This window comes from Paraburkholderia megapolitana, from assembly GCF_007556815.1.
In the GTDB taxonomy this organism is placed as follows: domain Bacteria; phylum Pseudomonadota; class Gammaproteobacteria; order Burkholderiales; family Burkholderiaceae; genus Paraburkholderia; species Paraburkholderia megapolitana.
Genome location: NZ_CP041745.1, coordinates 2,236,588 through 2,250,895 on the forward strand (window position 1 = coordinate 2,236,588; position 14,308 = coordinate 2,250,895).

Annotated in this window: 11 protein-coding genes and 1 pseudogene; 6 read left to right on the forward strand and 6 right to left on the reverse strand. The window is 61.2% G+C overall.

Going from position 1 to position 14,308, the window contains the following annotated elements:
* Positions 1 to 79: 79 nt before the first annotated feature.
* On the reverse strand, positions 80 to 1,219 hold the full coding sequence (locus tag FNZ07_RS23270; RefSeq protein WP_211367996.1) for a hypothetical protein: 1,140 nt from the start codon (positions 1,217 to 1,219) through the stop codon (positions 80 to 82).
* Between the two features lie 268 nt (positions 1,220 to 1,487).
* Between FNZ07_RS23270 and FNZ07_RS23275 the strand changes: the two genes are divergently transcribed.
* Complete coding sequence (locus FNZ07_RS23275) at positions 1,488 to 2,105, forward strand: dihydrofolate reductase family protein (RefSeq protein ID WP_091012954.1); 618 nt, start codon at positions 1,488 to 1,490, stop codon at positions 2,103 to 2,105.
* A gap of 136 nt (positions 2,106 to 2,241) precedes the next feature.
* On the opposite strand, the gene katG is transcribed toward FNZ07_RS23275, so the two are convergent.
* Positions 2,242 to 4,425 (reverse strand): catalase/peroxidase HPI, encoded by a 2,184-nt coding sequence (gene katG, locus FNZ07_RS23280; RefSeq protein ID WP_091012957.1) that lies wholly within the window; start codon positions 4,423 to 4,425, stop codon positions 2,242 to 2,244.
* A gap of 284 nt (positions 4,426 to 4,709) precedes the next feature.
* Between katG and FNZ07_RS23285 the strand changes: the two genes are divergently transcribed.
* Genes FNZ07_RS23285 through FNZ07_RS23300 form a run of 4 tightly spaced genes read left to right on the forward strand, consistent with a single transcriptional unit; the run spans position 4,710 to position 9,688 of the window.
* On the forward strand, positions 4,710 to 5,222 hold the full coding sequence (locus FNZ07_RS23285; RefSeq protein ID WP_091012960.1) for a MarR family winged helix-turn-helix transcriptional regulator: 513 nt from the start codon (positions 4,710 to 4,712) through the stop codon (positions 5,220 to 5,222).
* Between the two features lie 55 nt (positions 5,223 to 5,277).
* Positions 5,278 to 6,789, forward strand: a complete 1,512-nt coding sequence (locus FNZ07_RS23290; protein ID WP_091012964.1) for an efflux transporter outer membrane subunit — start codon at positions 5,278 to 5,280, stop codon at positions 6,787 to 6,789.
* A gap of 54 nt (positions 6,790 to 6,843) precedes the next feature.
* Positions 6,844 to 8,079, forward strand: a complete 1,236-nt coding sequence (locus FNZ07_RS23295; RefSeq protein WP_091012967.1) for an HlyD family secretion protein — start codon at positions 6,844 to 6,846, stop codon at positions 8,077 to 8,079.
* A gap of 46 nt (positions 8,080 to 8,125) precedes the next feature.
* Complete coding sequence (locus FNZ07_RS23300; RefSeq protein ID WP_091012971.1) at positions 8,126 to 9,688, forward strand: DHA2 family efflux MFS transporter permease subunit; 1,563 nt, start codon at positions 8,126 to 8,128, stop codon at positions 9,686 to 9,688.
* 62 nt (positions 9,689 to 9,750) lie between these two features.
* Here FNZ07_RS23300 and FNZ07_RS23305 read toward each other — a convergent pair whose 3' ends face one another.
* Positions 9,751 to 10,509 carry an alpha/beta fold hydrolase gene (locus tag FNZ07_RS23305; RefSeq protein ID WP_091012972.1) on the reverse strand — a complete coding sequence of 253 codons (759 nt, stop codon included), beginning with the start codon at positions 10,507 to 10,509 and terminating at the stop codon, positions 9,751 to 9,753.
* Between the two features lie 150 nt (positions 10,510 to 10,659).
* Here FNZ07_RS23305 and FNZ07_RS23310 point away from each other — a divergent pair, with 150 nt between their 5' ends.
* Positions 10,660 to 11,433, forward strand: a complete 774-nt coding sequence (locus FNZ07_RS23310) for an AraC family transcriptional regulator (RefSeq protein WP_091012976.1) — start codon at positions 10,660 to 10,662, stop codon at positions 11,431 to 11,433.
* A gap of 14 nt (positions 11,434 to 11,447) precedes the next feature.
* Here FNZ07_RS23310 and FNZ07_RS23315 read toward each other — a convergent pair whose 3' ends face one another.
* From FNZ07_RS23315 to FNZ07_RS23325, 3 genes and pseudogenes are all read right to left on the reverse strand, one after another.
* Positions 11,448 to 11,861, reverse strand: coding sequence for a VOC family protein (locus FNZ07_RS23315; RefSeq protein WP_091012978.1), 414 nt, complete (start codon positions 11,859 to 11,861; stop codon positions 11,448 to 11,450).
* Positions 11,862 to 11,933: 72 nt separating this feature from the next.
* Positions 11,934 to 13,003: pseudogene (locus tag FNZ07_RS23320) on the reverse strand (NAD(P)H-dependent flavin oxidoreductase).
* 25 nt (positions 13,004 to 13,028) lie between these two features.
* The gene (locus tag FNZ07_RS23325; RefSeq protein ID WP_091012987.1) at positions 13,029 to 14,294 is read right to left on the reverse strand and encodes an MFS transporter; all 1,266 of its coding nucleotides are present in this window, start codon (positions 14,292 to 14,294) and stop codon (positions 13,029 to 13,031) included.
* Positions 14,295 to 14,308: the final 14 nt, after the last annotated feature.

Below are 14,308 nucleotides of genomic sequence, written 5' to 3' on the forward strand. Positions count from 1 at the left end.
CGCGGATATTCCCGGCCGACGTTCAACACCGTGAACGCCACTACCGCTTCGGCGTCTTTGTCCAATGGTACGCGCCGATCTACTTCGCGTCCGCAGCAACCGCCCGATAGACCGCGACATCACTGGACTGAATCGGCTCGGTGATGACGTAGGTCGATCCCGCAGCGATGTAGATGTCCCACTGTTTATCGGCTTGCGACGCGTGCGCATTGAATGCGCCATCCGGAACGGCGTCCATCCGGTTGTAGCGATACAGCTTGTACGCTACGTCAGGCTTGAGACCAGAAACTTCCACCTTCAGGATCAACGGCATGGATGCCGGGCGCAGACCGGAGCCGGGCTTGATGTCGGGTTTCTCGTAGTTGCGGTTAACCGTCAAGCGGACAGGCACCGTTTCATTGTCCCGATCGATAACACCGGTGATCGCAATGCCGTAGTTCGTGCCGTTATTGGGCAGCGAATACACGGAGCCTGTCGGCGCATTGGCTTGTGCACGGTTTTTCTGGAAGTCGCCGAACGAGTAACTGAAAACGTAGCCCGGTTTGCCCTTCGGGGTCCAGTGACCGTCGTCGTTGAAGGTGATGACGTCATCGCCAAAGTAGGTGGCGGGACGCGTCAGTGGATGTTTCGACGCAATACCGGTGACCGGCACGACGTGGTCGTACTCCGGATCGCCCGCATTGGGATTACTGGAACCAGCAAACAGATAACGATTGGTATAAATCGCAATGATCACCGGGTAGCTGGCCAGCACATTCTGCTTGACCCACGCGAGAAAGCTGTTGGTGTCGGTCTCGGCCGCCGCATCCCACTCGATCGCTTTGAGATGCATCTGCGCGGCAGCGTACGCATCGTTTACGCCTGGCAGCAACTGGCTGTTCTCCTTGTACTGCGGCGTATTTTTGCTGGCGATCGCGCGTGCGTCGTACTGGGAGATATATTGCCCGTAGTAAAGCCCCGCCGAAATCATCGAGACTTCACCGCAATAGCCATAGTTTCCCTCCCATTGCAGGCGCGGCGGTACAGCGAGTTCCTTGCTGTATGCCGCTGACGTCTTCGACGATTTTGCTGCTGACGCTGCGTTGCCGGGTGAGTCGCCGCCACAGGCCGACAGGGGCAGGCAAATCATCAATACCCAGAGTGCCTTCCGTGATGAAACGGCACCCTGCATCGGCTTTCCATCGTATATGCGGGAATATTTCTTCGATGTGACTTGCATAGGGGTCTCATTGTTGGCAACCCGCTTCCCGGGTCAGGACTCCCCGCTCGTGAATGGTTGTTTTATAGGCATGAATCGACAGTCGTTCGAAATATAGAGGTGATGGATTCCGACGATTGTTGAATTTTGTGAGCGTTGTGCGATATTTCGTGCGCCGATCGCAACGGGCGCCAATTTTTTGACGACATGTCGAATTCGAGTCCCGCCGTTCGTCGTGATAGTGAAAGCCGGGCCATCTCCGGCACACCACCAGGGCAAGGAGAAAGCAATGAGAAAGTTGATCCTGACGATGTCCGTATCGCTCGACTGCTTTGTCAGCGGCGCCAATGGCGACATCAAGTGGGTATTTACCGGTGACGAGGAAGCGGTGGCGTGGAAGGTGGAGAACTTATGGAACGCGAGTCTCCTGATCATGGGCAGTAACTCCTTTCGGAGCATGGCTACCTTTTGGCCCACTTCCACCATGGTGTTCGCGCCGCCGATGAACCAGATCCCCAAGGCGGTCTTTTCAAAACAGGGACCGGCGATCCTGAAGGCAGCTGACACGACCATAGAACCCGGAGAGGCCCAGGCGCAAACCGGACAATTTCAACCCGGTGCGGAAAGCTGGGCACAGGCCTACGTGGCCAGCGGCGACCTGGCCGACGAGATCAACCGGCTGAAGGCTGAGGATGGCAAGCCGATCATCGCTCTCGGAGGCGCGGCCTTCGCGCGTAGCCTCATCGCGCAGAACCTGGTCGATGAATACGCCCTGCTCGTTCATCCAGTTGCGTTGGGCAAAGGCGTGCCGATCTTCTCCGATTTGCCTGTGCCGAGACCGCTCAAGCTGATCAGCTCGAAAACTTTTCCGCTCGGTTCGGTGGCGCAGGTTTATCGGCCGGCCTGATAGTGCCCGTCCGGTGGTTGGCAAGCGCGATTGCCGCGCCGACCGGACACGACCGCCAGACAAAAACGGCCGATCTCGCGATCAGCCGTTCTACTTCGATGCAGGAAAGACCGCTAAGGCCTATCGCCAGCGCCCACTATCTGAGATCAAAGCGATCGAGATTCATCACCTTGCCCCAGGCCGCGACGAAGTCAAGAACGAACTTCTCCTGCGCATCCGAGCTTCCATAAACCTCGGCCAGCGCACGCAGCTGTGAGTTCGAACCGAAGATCAGATCGACCCGCGTGCCCGTCCACTTCACCGCACCTGTTGCACGATCGCGACCTTCAAACACGTCGTTGGCATCCGACACCGGCTTCCACTCCGTGCTCATGTCGAGCAGGTTCGTGAAGAAGTCGTTGGTGAGCGTCCCGGGGCGCTTCGTAAAGACACCGTGTTGCGTCTGTCCGTAGTTGATATTCAACACGCGCAGCCCGCCGACCAGCACGGTCAGTTCCGGCGCAGTCAAAGTCAGCAGTTGCGCCTTGTCGACCAGCAGCGACTCAACCGATACCGAAGATTTACCTTTCACGTAATTGCGGAAACCGTCTGCAAACGGTTCAAGCACCGAGAAGGCTTCCACATCGGTTTGCTGCTGCGACGCGTCCATGCGCCCCGGTGCAAACGGAACCGTCACCGCATGGCCGGCGTTTTTCGCGGCCTGCTCGACGCCTGCACTGCCGGCCAGCACGATCACATCGGCAAGCGAAACTTTCTTGCCGCCGGACTGCGCACCGTTGAACGCCTTCTGGATTCCTTCGAGCGTCTCCAGCGTCTTTGCCAGCTGAGCCGGCTGGTTGATTTCCCAATCCTTCTGCGGCGCGAGGCGAATGCGGCCGCCGTTAGCGCCGCCGCGCTTGTCCGAACCGCGGAACGTCGATGCCGCCGCCCAGGCGGTCGAAACCAGTTCCGACACAGACAACCCAGACGCCAGGATCTTGCCCTTCAGCGCGCCGATGTCCTGCTCATCGATCAACACATGATCGAGCGCGGGAATCGGGTCTTGCCAGAGCAGTTCTTCAGCCGGAACTTCCGGGCCGAGATAACGCGCGAGCGGACCCATGTCGCGATGCGTCAGCTTGAACCATGCGCGAGCAAATGCATCGGCGAACTGCTCCGGATGCTCGTGAAAGCGCCGGGAGATTTTTTCGTAGGCGGGATCGAATCGCAACGAGAGATCGGTGGTCAGCATCGACGGCGTGCGACGCTTCGCCGGGTCGAACGGGTCTGGCAAGGTATCGACCCCTGCACCGCCCTTCGGCGTCCATTGATGCGCGCCCGCCGGGCTCTTCGTCAGTTCCCATTCGTAGCCGAACAGGTTGTGGAAGAACTCGTTGCCCCACTTCGTCGGCGTGCTGGTCCAGATCACTTCCAGACCGCTCGAGATCGCGTCCTTGCCCGCGCCTGTGCCGAAGTTGCTCTTCCAGCCGAGACCCTGCTGCTCGATGGGTGCGCCTTCCGGCTCAGGCCCAACGTGCGACGCAGGACCGGCGCCGTGCGTTTTGCCGAACGTGTGACCGCCGGCGATCAGCGCGACCGTTTCTTCATCGTTCATCGCCATGCGCGCAAACGTCTCGCGAATATCGACGGCTGCTGCGAGCGGATCGGGATTGCCGTTCGGGCCTTCCGGATTGACGTAGATCAGCCCCATCTGCACGGCGCCGAGCGGATTCTCCAGATCGCGCACGCCCGTGTAGCGCTTGTCGCCACCGAGCCACGTCGTTTCGGCGCCCCAGTAGACGGCTTCATCCGGTTCCCACACGTCTTCGCGGCCGCCGGCAAAACCAAACGTCTTGAAGCCCATCGACTCGAGCGCGACGTTACCCGTCAGCACAATCAGGTCGGCCCACGAGATTTTCTGGCCATATTTCTGCTTGACCGGCCAGATCAACCGGCGCGCCTTGTCGAGGCTGACATTGTCGGGCCAGCTATTGAGCGGCGCGAAGCGCTGCTGGCCGGAGCCCGCACCGCCACGGCCATCGCCGGTGCGATAGGTGCCGGCGCTGTGCCACGCCATGCGGATAAAAAACGGTCCGTAGTGGCCGAAGTCGGCCGGCCACCAGGTCTGCGAGTCGGTCATCACTGCGAGCAGGTCCTTCTTCACTGCCGCAAGGTCGAGGCTCTTGAACTGCTCGGCGTAGTTGAAACCCTTGTCCAATGGGTCGGACAGCGATGAATTCGTGCGCAGGAGTTTCAGCGGCAACTCATTGGGCCACCACTCGCGGTTCGTCGTGCCGCCGCCAGCGGTGAATTTGAAAGGGCATTTTGCTTCAGTCGACATACGTCTCCTCCGTTGATCATGCGTGGCCGTGCGGCCGCATTGAGCGCCCGCACGGCGCGCCCACTCAATGCGGCAACTCTTACATCCTAATGGCCCTCATCTTAGGGTGGAAATAGGTTTATTTCATGGCGACGCTACAGAAAAGCTAAGGACAGCGCCGCGTAGACGGGTTCGCGGTGCCTCGAATTGCAACTGTGTGTTCTAGCTTCGGCAACAAATCTCTGCGGCAATTCTCGGTTGTATCACTATAATGCCTAGGCAATTATTGATTAGGCACTTCGAAAATGACCGAAATCGTTCCTCCCTCGTCCGCGATCGGCGACTACGAGCTGGGTGAAAACGTGGGTTACCTAGTTGGCCGGGTGACCTCGGCACTGACCCACCTCGTCACGCAGCGCACCCTCGCCGAACTCGACATTACGGCCACTCAGGGACGCACGCTGTACATGGTCGCCAGCGGCCGATGCGTCCTCGCCGTCGAGCTCGCACGGGAGTTCGGTACCGACGCCAGTGCGGTCACGCGCCTGATCGATCGCCTTGCGCAACGCGAGCTGCTGACCCGGGAACGCAGCACGACGGACCGGCGCGTCGTCCGGCTCGCGGTGACGCCGGACGGCCAGGCCATAGCTGCGCGGATGCCCGCCATTTTCAACGACGTGCTCGACCGGATGCTGTCCGGCTTCACGCCCGAGGAAGTCGGATTTCTAAAAAACATGCTGCGCCGCCTGCTCGCCAACCACGCTCAATCGATCGAGATAAATCATGTTACGGCAACCAATTTTGATAGAAATTCGTAAGAATTTAATTGCTATGTCCACTATTAAGCAATATTTTCATACGCAAGATCCGGCGATGCGACGTCTTTCGCTATCCGCGTCCGGGCTGTCGCGCCGGATGGTTCTCGCTGCCGCAATGACGACTCTCGCCCTCACAGGGTGCGCGAATTACATCGGCATCAAGAGCGACAAACAGATCGTGTCGCCGGCGCAGGTCGAGTCGACGCAGAGCCTGCCCGCCGAGGGCGGTCAATGGCCGTCGCTCGACTGGGCGAACCAGTTCGGCGATCCACAACTGCCGAAGCTGATCGCCGAAGCGCTCGAAGGCAGCCCGTCGATCGCACAAGCCCAGGCGCGTCTTGCCAAGGCTTCGTCGTATATCGAAAGCACGCGTTCGGCGCTGTCGCCGAAGGTCGATGCGAGCTATTCGTGGAACCGCGAGCTATTTTCGACCAACGGGCTCTACCCGCCTCCTTACGGCGGCACCTGGTATAGCGAGAACAATGCGCTCGCCAGTGCGTCGTGGGATCTCGACCTGTGGGGCAAGAATCGTCAGCGGCTTGGCCAGGCTGTGTCGCAGGCAAAGGCTGCCGAAGCCGATGTGCAGCAGGCTCGCGTGACGTTGGCCGCATCGGTGGCCAGTACCTATAACCAGTTGGCGCAGCTGTATGCGTTGCGCGATATCGCCCAGCGTGAAATCCGCAATCGCGAAGACATCAGCCGGATCACCAACGGCCGCGTCAGCGCCGGTCTCGATACCGATGTCGAGAAGCAGACCGCAGTCGGCAACATCGCGACGACGCGCTCGAACCTGAGCGACCTCGACGGCCAGATCACGACTACCCGCTACCAACTCGGCGCGCTGCTCGGCAAGGGTCCCGATCGCGGCTTGCAGATTGCCGAGCCGGTACTGAGCGCCGGTGCGACAGTCGCGCTGCCGGACAACCTGCCCGCCGACCTCGTATCGCGCCGTCCCGACATCGTCGCGGCGCGCTGGCAGGTCGAAGCGGCCATGCACGACGTGAAGGAAGCGAAGGCGGAGTTCTTCCCGGACGTCAATCTGTCGGCCGGCTTCGGTTTCGATGCATTCGGCTGGGGTCGCTTCCTGACTTCCGCGAGCCGCCAGGCGCAGTTCGGCCCGGCCGTGCATCTGCCGATCTTCGACGCCGGCGAGTTGCGCTCTCAACTGAAGGGTCGCTATGCCGACTTCGATCTCGATGTCGCGAACTACAACCAGACCTTGATCAACGCGTTGACCGATGCGGCGACCCAGGTGTCGTCGATCCGTTCGATCGATCAACAGATGGGCGACGCGCAGCGCGCACTCGATGCCACGACCAAGGCGTACCAGCTCGCCACGATCCGCTACAAGGCGGGCCTGACAGAACAGTTGCAGGTACTGAGCGCCGATCAAAACCGCCTCGCCGCCGAACAGACGGTGACCACACTCAAGATGACCCGCCGCGATATGCAGATCGGCCTCATCAAGGCGCTCGGCGGCGGTTTCGATGCAACGCAGAGCGGTCTCGTGGTGCCGGGCGATGGCCCGGTCGCGGCGACAAATACGCCCCAGCGCGCAGCGAACTGAAGCCGAATTTTCTTCCCAACGAACGACACAGATTGAAAGCGTACGGAGTCCACCATGAACACCCCGCAACAAGTTGCCGCCGACACTCAACCGGCCACCAACAACGGCAAACGCCAACGCATGACGGTGTTACTCGTCATCGTGATCCTGATCGCCGCGATTGCGTACGGTCTGTACTACTTCCTCATCGCCCGCTTCCATGAAGACACCGACGACGCCTACGTGAATGGCAACGTCGTACAGATCACGCCACAGGTGACCGGCACGGTAATCGCGGTGAACGCGGACAACACGCAGACCGTCAAGGCCGGCGATCCGATCGTCGTACTCGATCCCGCCGATGCGCGCGTCGCGCTCCAGCAATCGGAAGCGAACCTGGGGCAAACGGTGCGCCAGGTTCGCGGCCTCTTCGCCAACGACGATCAATACCTCGCCCAGGTCGCCGTCCGCCAGTCGGATCTGTCGCGTGCGCAGGACGATCTGCGGCGTCGGTTGACGGTTGCCGGTACGGGCGCCGTATCGCAGGAAGACATCTCGCACGCACGCGATGCCGTGAAGAGCGCAGAAGCCGCGCTCGACGCCGCCCAGCAGCAACTTGCCGCAAACCGCGCGTTGACGGCGAATACGACGATCGCGGGCCATCCGGATGTGCAGGCCGCGGCCGCGAAAGTGCGCGACGCGTACCTCGCGAACGCGCGCAACACGTTGCCCGCGCCGGTCACCGGTTACGTCGCGCAACGCTCGGTGCAGGTCGGCCAGCGCGTGTCGCCGGGCACGCCACTGATGGGCGTCGTGCCGCTGAACGGCGTGTGGATCGATGCGAACTTCAAGGAAGTGCAACTGAAGCACATCCGCATCGGCCAGCCGGTTGAGCTGACCGCGGATGCGTATGGATCATCGGTGGTGTTTCACGGCAAGGTGGTCGGCTTCTCAGCCGGCACCGGCTCGGCGTTCTCGCTGTTGCCCGCACAAAACGCGACCGGCAACTGGATCAAGGTCGTGCAGCGCCTGCCGGTGCGTATCGCGATCGATCCGCAGGAACTCGAGCAGCACCCGCTGCGCATTGGCCTGTCGATGCAGGTCGACGTGAACATCAAGGGCGACTCGGGCAGCGAACTCGCGAGCGCAAAGAACACCGTGTATCAGACCAGCGTGTTCGAGAACTACGGCGACGAGGCCGACGCGGAGATCGCCCGCATCATCGCCGAAAACGCGGGGAATGCCGCGACGAACGGTGCCGCACAAAAGGTGGCCGCCCATGCGGCAAAGACCGGTTCGAAGGTGATGTAAGCAACCTCGACATCGACCTCAACATCGACACCCTACGAGACTTCCCATGGCCCAGGCTCAGGCACCCGCCGCACCTCCCCCACTGCAAGGCGGCAAGCTCGTGCTTGCCACGATCGCCGTTGCACTGGCCACGTTCATGACCGTGCTCGACTCGTCGATTGCCAACGTTGCAATTCCGAATATTTCGGGCGATCTCGGCGTATCCGTCGATGAAGGCACGTGGGTCATCACCATGTTCGCCGCTGCCAACGCCGTATCGATTCCGCTGACCGGCTGGCTCACGCAGCGCATCGGCCAGGTTAAGCTGTTCGTCGGCGCAATCCTCGCATTCGTGCTTGCGTCGTGGCTGTGCGGCATGGCGCCGACATTGCCGATCCTGCTCGGCGCGCGTGTATTGCAAGGCGTGGTGGCCGGTCCGCTGATTCCGCTGTCGCAGGCAATTTTGCTGGGCTCGTATCCGAAACATAAATCGGCGACAGCGCTATCGCTGTGGGCCATGACCGCCACCGTCGGTCCGATTGCGGGGCCGCTGCTCGGCGGCTGGATCACCGACAGCTACAACTGGTCGTGGATCTTCTATATCAACATCCCCGTCGGCATTTTTGCGGCCGGCGTGACATGGTCGATCTACCGCAGCCGCGAGACGCAAACCCGCAAGCTGCCGATCGATGTGGTCGGACTCGGTCTGCTGATCGCGTGGGTCGCGTCGTTGCAAGTGATGCTCGACAAGGGCAAGGATCTCGACTGGTTCAATTCGACGACCATCGTCGTGCTCGCCATCGTTGCGCTGATCAGCTTTGCGTTCTTCGTGATGTGGGAACTGACCGAAGAGAATCCGATCGTCGATCTCCGGCTCTTCGGGCAGCGCAACTTCCTGGGCGGAACGATTGCGATCTCGATTGCGTATGCGGTCTTTTTCGGCAATCTCGTGCTGTTGCCGCAGTGGATGCAGGAATACCTGAATTACCGTTCCGTCGATGCGGGACTCGTCACCGCACCGCTCGGTGTTTTCGCGGTGCTCCTTGCGCCAGCGATGGGTCGTATCATGGGGCGCCTCGACGCGCGCATCATTGCGACGCTTGCGTTCTCCGGGTTTGCCGGCGTCTTTTTCATGCGCTCGCACTACCTGACCGACATCGATACATGGCATCTCGTACTGCCGACGCTGCTGCAAGGTATTCCGATGGCGTTATTCTTCGTGCCGCTGACCGCCATCATTCTGTCCGGCCAACCGGCTCACCGCATTCCCGCGGCCGCGGGGCTGTCGAATTTCGCGCGGGTGTTTTGCGGCGCGGTCGGTACCTCGCTCGCGAGCAACGAGTGGAACAACCGGACCGTGCTGCATCACACGCGGCTCAGCGAGCAGGCTGACGCCAACAATCCACTGTTTAACCACTGGATCGATTCGACGCAATCACTGTTGCATCTGAATGTGCAGTCCGCGCACGCACTGTTCGATTCCACGGTGAACAATCAGTCTGCGATGCTGGGGCTCGACGATGTGTTCTATATCTCGGCGGTCATCTTCATCGTGATCATTCCGTTGATCTGGATCACGCGGCCGGCAAAAGGCGGTGGTGGTGCCGATGCGGCGGCCGGTGCGCATTGAACAGCGCGTTATCGTCCGGACGCTGACTGCGCAGCGTCCGGAGCGTTCAGATCGCCAGGCAATCACGCTTGCCGCAGGAAACGCTCGATACTCGTCACGAGCGTGAGCGGTACTTCATCCATGGGGTAATGGCCGGCATTCGTGAGTATCTCGAGTTCCGCCCGCGGGTACCACGCGAGGTACGTGGACCGCATCAACTCCGCATTGAATTTCGGATCGTGCTCGCCGATCAACACCTTGACCCGATGCGGCAAGCCTTGAGCCTCGTCGCTAAAACCAGTGTTGCTCCACGCCTTCAAATAGCCGGCAAACGCGGCCCTCGAAGCATGCTCCATCGAATACGCGGCTTTGCGGTTTATCCACGCTCGTGGCAGGCGCTGCCCGGTACTACGGTCGAGGATGATCTTGCGGTTCTCGATGTTTTCAACCGCACCGTCGAACAACGATTGCGCGGTGTCATCGAACGTCACGCCACAGGACGGAACCGGCGCGACCGGAACCAGCATGCGCACGCGCTCCGGAGCCAGCATCGCTACCCGCTCGATGGCCATGCCTCCCATCGAGTGACCGATCAGGCTGAACGTGTCGAAGCCGAGTTCGGATGCGAGCGCGAGCGTATCGGCCGCGATTTCATCCATGGTGTAGGCGCCGGTTACGGCATGCCTGCTCCCGTAGCCGCGGTAGTTCACGAAGATGTAAGAGAATTCGTCGCCGCTGAGGGCGTCCTCCATCGGCGCAAAAGCGTGGCAGTCACCGAACCATCCGTGAAGCACCATGACGGGATGCGGGCCGGTACCTACCCGGTGAAATGTGTTGGACATGTCGACTCCGAAGCATGGAAAGTAAGCGGGATGCGCCAGCGGACAGGCTGGCGGCATGGGCGTTGCGCTCATTGCATCGCGGCGACAATCGTAGAATCTGCGGCGTGAGCCCGCTTTCGACATCGGGTCAATTGATATAGAGTTTGGGCCATGCGCAATACTTTGCTCGGTCCCTACGAGGACATCGCCCGCGCCGCCGTCGTGACGGCGAATGACTATCCCGCGTCGTCGACTTTTTCAGTTCATACGCATCGCCGCGGGCAGTTTGCATTCGCTGCTTCCGGGACGATTAGCGTGTTTACTTCACGTGGCAACCTGGTCGTGCCGCCACAACGGGCATGCTGGATACCCGCGGGCATCGACCATCAGATGCATATGCGCGGTCCGGTGACCATGCTAAACGCGTTTTTTATTCCTGAGGCCGCCCGGATCGCTGGACTACCCGACGACTGCCGGGTGCTCGGCGTGTCGCCGTTTCTGAAGAATCTCTTGCTGGAGGCAGTGGAGTTGCCGGCGCTCTATGAACTGGATGCACGGGCGGGCAAGATCATGTCCCTGCTACTGGACGAAATTGCGGCCATGCCGTCGCTCTCGCTCAATACGCCGTTACCCGAAGAGCCCCGTCTCGCGCGCCTGTGCCGACACCTGATCGATCATCCGTCGCTTGCAGTCGATATCGACAGGATGGCCGCCGACGCGGGTCTGAGTCGACGCACCTTTACGCGGTTGTTCCGCGCTCAAACCGGGGTGAGTTTTACGGAGTGGCGCCAGCAGGCCTGCTTGCTTGCGGCGATCAACCGTCTCGGCAATGGAGAGTCCGTTACGCGCGTTGCACTGGATCTCGGCTACGGCAGTCCGAGTGCGTTCACTGCGCTATTCCGGCGCGTGCTTGGCGCGTCGCCTACGCACTACCTCGAGAAATAGCGCAAGCGTATCTGTCACTGCCGCGGATCGAAATCAAACTCGAGCCGGATACCACCCGGCTCATACACCATCGTATGGCGCTTCGGTCCTTGCCGCAGATTCTCCGGAGCAAACTCGACGACAACCCCAGGCCACTCCGATACGCGCCTGAAAATTTCTTCGAGCGCTTCTTCGCTGCCAACCTTCATCGCAAGATGATGCAGGCCGACATTGCTTTTACGATCGAACTCGACGCGCCCCTGCTGATTTTGTACTTCCCACAGCGTCAGTACGGTGTGCCCGTCGGACACGAAAGCAGCCGGGTACTCGGGTCGCTCCGCAACCTGATTCCAGCCAAGGCAATCGACAAAGAAATCGCGCGTGGCCTGCAGATTGCGAACCGTCAGCCCGATGTGATCGACGCCGAGTGTCAGTGGTGTGTTCGTCATGGTGGGTATCCCACGAGATGTTCGAGGTTGCAGTCGATCTGGTCTCTTCCCCGCAGATCGTCCTTGACGCGATCAATGTTCCGACAGTTCGGCGATCAATTCGGCCATCAGTTTTCCGGCCGATATGGCACGGGCCAGCGGCGCACCTTGCCCGGCCCATTGAGCGCCGTAGCCAAACTCTCCTACCGCCTTGCCGGCAGCATTCAGAGATTTCCCTGCGTCGTAGACGATCGGATAAGCGGGCACGTCGTTCGGCGCGACGTTTTCGCCAAATGCGGTGAAGCGGTTAGCAAGGCAGCGCGCCGGCCGACCTGAGATGACCCGCGTCATCACCGTGTGCTGTGCTGCGCTACTGAACAGCGCGGCCCGGTATCCCGCGTCTGCTGCGGACTCGTCCGTGCCCACAAATGCCGTACCGAGTTGCGCTGCGCTCGCGCCGAGCCGCAGCGCCGCCGCGATGCCCGCACCGTCCATGATTCCACCGGCAGCGATCACAGGCACGTCGAGTTCGCGCGAAAGTATCCGCACGAGCGCCATCGTCCCAAGCTGCTCGTCGGCGCCATCCGGGTCGTACATGCCGCGGTGGCCCCCTGCTTCATAACCCTGAGCCACTACGGCGTCGACGCCGGCCGCCACCGCAAGACGCGCCTCACGCAGATTCGTCGCAGAGCCAAGCAGCACGATGCCGGCTTCGCGCAATGCCTGAATCCATTCGCGCGACGGCACGCCGAAATGAAAACTCACGACCTTCGGCCGTGTCTCGAGTAGAACCTTGAACATCTCTTCATCCACAAGAAAGCTCTTGTAGATCTCGCGAATCGCAGCTGGTGGTTCTGCCTTCACCCGCTCGAATTCCGGGCGCAGCCGCTCGAGCCACGCGGTCTCGCGTGCAGCGTCGGCCTGCGCCGGTTGATGGCAAAACATATTGACGTGCAACGACCGGCTGGAACGCTCGCGCACCGCGGCAATCATTTCGCGGGCACTCGCCGGAGTCGCGGCACCCAGGCCGAGCGAACCGAGTCCCCCGCGTTGGACACGGCCGCCGCCATCGCGGGCGTCGAGATCCCGGCCATCGGTGCCTGGATGATCGGCCATTCGATATCGAGCAGTTCGAGTAGCGGTTGCGACGATGAAGATGCCATGACAAAGCTCCTGAATATCTGTCGTTTAGTGGGCGCTGCGCGACTGAACCCATTGATTCAACGCAGCACACAGCACCAATAATGAACCGGTTACGAAGAACACCTGGTGCAGGCCGACATGCGCGCCGATCTGTCCGCCGATCAACGGACCGACCACCTGTCCGGTGAACTGGGCCGATTGCAGATACCCGAGTGCCTTGCCCGTACTCCGTTCAGGCACCGTCTGCCGCATCAGCTTTGCGATCGCGGGAAGCAGCCCGGCGATCGTCATGCCCATCAGCCCGCGTAACGCAGCGAGTTGCCACCAGTGTGTCACGAATGCCTGCGGCACCATCACGAGTCCGGTTGCGAGCAGACAACCGATGATCACCTTCCAGCTACCGACCCGATCCGCCAGCGCCCCGAGCCGCGCGGCGGTCAACAGGCTGCCGAACGCCGAAGCGGCCATCACGATGCCGGCCGTGCGCGCAACGTGATCGTTTGCCACGCCGAGCTGCCCGATGAACACCGTGATGATCGGTTCGATCGACATGTTGGCGAGCAGCACCATCATCGCGGTCACCAGCAGCGCACCGATGCGGTTGCGATCGGCCGCGCTCATCGGTGCGCTCGTCTTCGGCGCCTTGCTCTTTGCATCGGACTGGCGGTCGAAGTCTTCGCGAATCAGAAAGATCGTCGCCGCAGCCGCCACCGCAATCATCGCACCGCCGACAAAAAATGTTCCGCGAATGCCGACCCACGTCGGTAGAAAACCGCCCACGAGCGGGCCAACGAGGTTGCCTGTCAACGCACCGGTCGACAGTATGCCGAGCGCCCAGCCGGCACGCTCGCGCGGCGCCTGCGTGCCGATCATCACGATCGCCGCCGATGCGTATCCGCCGACCAGGCCCGCGGCGAGCCGCAGTACGACCAGTTCGACGACGTTGTGCGCGACCCCGATCAGCGACATCACGACTGCCATGCCGATGGCCGCGCGAATCAGCATCGGTTTGCGCCCGTAGCGATCGGCGAGATGCCCCCAGACGGGCGCCGTAATCGCAGTGCCAAAGAACGTCGCGCCAAACGCCACGCCCGACCACTGGATCACGGCGGACGGCGACGTCACGCCGAGTTGCTGCACATACAGCGGTAGGAACGGCAGCAGCATGCTGAGACTGACCAGCGTCGTGAAGGAACCGAAGACACAGACAGCGAGATTGCGCCGCCAGTGCGTGGCATTGCGCTCCGCATAGCCCGGTCGACTGGCAGGCGTGCCCAGGCCGTATGCGGGTTGATCGACTTGAGTTGACATGTCCTTTACCTCGC

Coding starts and splice junctions, on each gene's coding strand:
- FNZ07_RS23305 (WP_091012972.1), bottom strand. CDS start 10,509: ATGTCCAACACATTTCACCGGGTAGGTACCGGCCCGCATCCCGTCATG.
- FNZ07_RS23285 (WP_091012960.1), top strand. CDS start 4,710: ATGACCGAAATCGTTCCTCCCTCGTCCGCGATCGGCGACTACGAGCTG.
- FNZ07_RS23315 (WP_091012978.1), bottom strand. CDS start 11,861: ATGACGAACACACCACTGACACTCGGCGTCGATCACATCGGGCTGACG.
- FNZ07_RS23300 (WP_091012971.1), top strand. CDS start 8,126: ATGGCCCAGGCTCAGGCACCCGCCGCACCTCCCCCACTGCAAGGCGGC.
- FNZ07_RS23295 (WP_091012967.1), top strand. CDS start 6,844: ATGAACACCCCGCAACAAGTTGCCGCCGACACTCAACCGGCCACCAAC.
- katG (WP_091012957.1), bottom strand. CDS start 4,425: ATGTCGACTGAAGCAAAATGCCCTTTCAAATTCACCGCTGGCGGCGGC.
- FNZ07_RS23270 (WP_211367996.1), bottom strand. CDS start 1,219: ATGCAAGTCACATCGAAGAAATATTCCCGCATATACGATGGAAAGCCG.
- FNZ07_RS23290 (WP_091012964.1), top strand. CDS start 5,278: ATGCGACGTCTTTCGCTATCCGCGTCCGGGCTGTCGCGCCGGATGGTT.
- FNZ07_RS23275 (WP_091012954.1), top strand. CDS start 1,488: ATGAGAAAGTTGATCCTGACGATGTCCGTATCGCTCGACTGCTTTGTC.
- FNZ07_RS23310 (WP_091012976.1), top strand. CDS start 10,660: ATGCGCAATACTTTGCTCGGTCCCTACGAGGACATCGCCCGCGCCGCC.
- FNZ07_RS23325 (WP_091012987.1), bottom strand. CDS start 14,294: ATGTCAACTCAAGTCGATCAACCCGCATACGGCCTGGGCACGCCTGCC.